This is a genomic window from Methylibium sp. T29 (assembly GCF_000576205.1).
Taxonomy (GTDB): Bacteria; Pseudomonadota; Gammaproteobacteria; order Burkholderiales; family Burkholderiaceae_C; genus Methylibium; species Methylibium petroleiphilum.
Genome location: NZ_AZND01000302.1, coordinates 1 through 3,564 on the forward strand (window position 1 = coordinate 1; position 3,564 = coordinate 3,564).

General features: G+C 69.3%; 3 protein-coding genes and 1 pseudogene. 3 read left to right on the forward strand and 1 reads right to left on the reverse strand.

All coding sequences use genetic code 11. The annotated features are described in order from the left end of the window. The 3 genes and pseudogenes from x551_RS19795 to x551_RS28030 all read left to right on the forward strand — a co-directional run. Positions 1-1,354, forward strand: a 1,354-nt coding sequence (locus tag x551_RS19795; protein WP_051512216.1) for a cation:proton antiporter, incomplete at its 5' end; no start/stop codon positions are given. 41 nt (positions 1,355-1,395) lie between these two features. Then, positions 1,396-2,051, forward strand: a pseudogene (locus x551_RS19800) (DedA family protein). Positions 2,052-2,095: 44 nt separating this feature from the next. Beyond that, on the forward strand, positions 2,096-2,707 hold the full coding sequence (locus tag x551_RS28030; protein ID WP_036231525.1) for a cold shock and DUF1294 domain-containing protein: 612 nt from the start codon (positions 2,096-2,098) through the stop codon (positions 2,705-2,707). Positions 2,708-2,795: 88 nt separating this feature from the next. On the opposite strand, the gene x551_RS19810 is transcribed toward x551_RS28030, so the two are convergent. Then, the coding region (locus x551_RS19810; protein ID WP_036250496.1) for an N-acetylmuramoyl-L-alanine amidase at positions 2,796-3,564 on the reverse strand (769 nt) is incomplete at its 5' end.

Below are 3,564 nucleotides of genomic sequence, written 5' to 3' on the forward strand. Positions count from 1 at the left end.
GAGCCTGGTGGCCGGCGTGGCCGGCTGGGCCGCGGCGCGCGCCTTCGGCTGGTCGCATGCGGCCGGTGCGGTGTTCGGCATGTCCCTGGCGGTGGCGAGCACCGTGGTGCTGATGCGCATGCTGGTGGAGCGCGACCGCCTGAGCTCGCGCGACGGCCATGTGGCGGTGGGCTGGCTGATCGTCGAGGACCTGTTCACCGTCGCGGCGCTGGTGGTGCTGCCGGTGCTGGCGAGCGACTCCTCCGATGCGCAGAGCCTGGGCAGCGCGCTGCTGCTGGCGATGGGCAAGGTCGCGGCCTTCGTGGCGATCGTCATGCTGGTCGGCACCCGGGTGGTGGGCCGGCTGCTGGAGCGCGTGGCGGGCGCGCGCTCGGCCGAGCTGTTCACGCTCACGGTGTTCGTGGTGGCGCTGGGCGTGGCGGTGCTGGCGTCGGAGCTGTTCCATGTGTCGGTGGCGCTCGGGGCCTTCTTCGCCGGGCTGGTGGTCGGGCAGTCGCGCTTCGGGCCGCAGGCGGCGGCCGACATGGCGCCGTTCCGCGACGTCTTCACCGCGCTGTTCTTCGTATCGGTGGGCATGCTGTTCAACCCGAACCTGGTGGTGCAGCAGCCCGCGCTGGTGCTCACCGCGCTGGGCGTCGTGCTGCTGCTCAAGCCGCTGGTGGCGGTGGTGATCGTGCTGCTGCTGCGCTCCGACTGGCGCACCGCCGCGACGGTGGGCGTGGGGCTGGCGCAGATCGGCGAGTTCTCCTTCATCCTGGCGAGCCTGGGGTTGAGCCTGGGCGTGATCCCCAAGGAGGCGCTGGACGTGCTGGTGGTGGCGGCCATCGTCTCGATCGCGCTCAACCCGGTGCTGTTCCGCCTGGTCGAGCGCTGGCTGCCGAAGGAGCGCGGCAGCGCGCCCGAGGAAGAGGTGCCGCTCGCCTCCACCTATGCGCCGGACGCGCCGGGCGCCGCGGTGGTGCTGGCCGGCTACCGCTCGCTCGGTCGGCGCGTGGTGCAGCGCTGCGCCGCCGCCGGCATCCCGCTGTGCGTGGTGCAACACGAGGCGATCGAGGCGCTGGAGGGCCTGCCGCCCGGCGTGGCCCAGATCTACGGCGACCCCGGACGCCCCGACGTGCTGGCCGCCGCCGGCCTGGGCCAGGCACACATGCTGGTGGTGGCCGACATGCCGCTGGTGGAGAAGATGCAGGTCTGTCGCGCGGCGCGCCAGCTCAACCCGCGCGTGGAGATCGTCGGCGCGGCGATGAACGATGCCGAGGCCGCCTGGCTGCGCGACTTCGGCGCCGAGTTCGTGGTCGATGCGTTGGACGAGCAGACCGAGCAGATCACCCGCGCCATCCGCGCGCGGCTGTGAGCCGCCGTCGCCGTCACGGTGGCCCCGGATAATCGCGTCCCATGGAAATCATTGCCTACCTGATCGACTTCATCCTGCGCGTCGACGTGCACCTCGCGGCCTTCGTGCAGGCCTACGGCGCCTGGGTCTACGCGCTGCTGTTCCTGATCGTGTTCGTCGAGACCGGCGTGGTGGTGATGCCCTTCCTGCCCGGCGACTCGCTGCTGTTCGTGGTGGGCACGCTGTGCGGCGCCGGGCTGATGAGCCTGCCGCTGGCGATGGGGCTGCTGCTGGTGGCCGCGGTGCTGGGCGACCAGACCAACTACTCGATCGGGCGCTATTTCGGACCCAAGGTATTCCAGTGGGAGAGTTCGCGCTTCTTCAACAAGCGCGCCTTCGACCAGGCCCACGCCTTCTACGAGCGCTACGGCGGCATCACCATCGTGCTGGCGCGCTTCATGCCGTTCATCCGCACCTTCGCGCCCTTCGTGGCCGGCGTGGCCGCGATGAGCCGCGGCAAGTTCACCGCCTACAACGTGCTGGGGGCGGTGCTGTGGGTCTGCGGCCTGGTGCTCGCCGGCTACTGGTTCGGCAACATCCCGTGGGTGCAGCAGAACCTCAGCAAGATCATCTGGGCCATGATCATCATCCCGGCGTGGTGGCGCTGTTCGGCGCCTGGCGCGCCAGCCGCGGCGAGGGCAAGGCGCAGGCCGTCTGACGGCTCAGTTCGGTGCGAGTTCCGCCACTGTCTGTTGTCTTCGCATGCGTCTCGACGGCAAACTCAAATCCTGGAACGATGAGCGCGGTTTCGGCTTCATCGATCCGGTTCATGGTGGGCAGGATATCTTCGTCCACATCAAGGCCTTTCCTTCAGGAACCGGTCGACCTACCGTCGGGCAGGCCGTAACTTTCGAGGTAGAACTCGGCCCCAACGGAAAGAAGCGCGCGCGCTCGGTGCAGTACCCGGTGCGTGGTCGATCCCGCAAGCCGCTGCGCTCCGAAGCCCCGGCTGACTGGACGCTCCCCCGACTACTCGCTATTCCCGCATTCGTCGCGATCTACTACGTCGTGGCGAGTCACTGGCCGGTCAAGCCGGTCGTCGCGGCCATCTACGTGTTCGTCAGTCTTGTTTCCTTCATGGCATACGCGCTGGACAAGTCAGCGGCCATCCAGAAGCGCTGGCGAACGTCCGAAGGAACACTGCTCCTCATCGGGCTCGCCTGCGGCTGGCCCGGATCCCTGGTCGCGCAGCAGTTCCTGCGGCACAAGTCCTCCAAGCCGAGTTTCGTGGCCGCATTTTGGTTGACTGTGCTGCTGAATGTCGCGGGGTTCGTCGTCCTGCACGCGGGTGTGCTTCCGCTGCCGTGGTTGTGACGAAATGGCTCGACGCCCTCGATAGCACCCACATCCCAGGCAGGCCAGCGGCGACACCGCGACACCGGTGCAAGGCCGGTTCTGTCCGTCACATGGAGCGGTTGCGCGCCAGCGGCGGGTTCTTCGCGAAGTAACGCAGGATGCCGCTCAGCAGCGCCTCCACCAGCTGGGTCTGGTAGGCCGGGTCGCGCAGGCGCTTCTCCTCCTCGGGGTTGGAGATGAAGGCCGTTTCCACCAGGATGGAGGGCACGTCGGGCGCCTTCAGCACCGCGAAGCCGGCCTGCTCGACGCGCGGCTTGTGCAGCCGGCCGACCTGTCCGATGCGGCCCAGCACTTCGCTGCCGAGTCGCAGGCTGTCGCGGATCTGCACGCTGGTGCTCATGTCGAGCAGGGCGCGCGTGACGGCGGCGTCCTTGCTCTTGATGTTGGTGCCGCCCACCAGGTCGGCGGCGTTCTCCTTCTGCGCCATCCAGCGCGCCTCCACGCTGGTGGCGCCGCGCTCGCTGAGCGCGAACACCGAGGCACCGCGCGCATGCGGCTTGATGAAGGCGTCGGCGTGGATGGAGATGAACAGGTCGGCCTGCACCCGGCGCGCCTTGCGCACGCGCTCGTTGAGCGGCACGAAGAAGTCGGCGTCGCGCGTCATCATCGCGCGCATGTTGGGTTGCTCGTTGATGCGGGCGCGCAGGCGCTGCGCCACCTGCAGCACCACGTCCTTCTCGCGCAGGCCGGTCGGGCCGATGGCGCCGGGGTCCTCGCCGCCGTGGCCGGGATCGAGCGCGACGATCACCAGCCGTTCGGCGATGCGCTTGGCCGCCGCAGCACCCGCTGACGGCGGCTCGCTGCCGGCCACCGGC

Bases quoted from the DNA above. Each gene is read 5' to 3' on its own strand.
- x551_RS28030 (WP_036231525.1), top strand. From the start codon at position 2,096: ATGCGTCTCGACGGCAAACTCAAATCCTGGAACGATGAGCGCGGTTTC.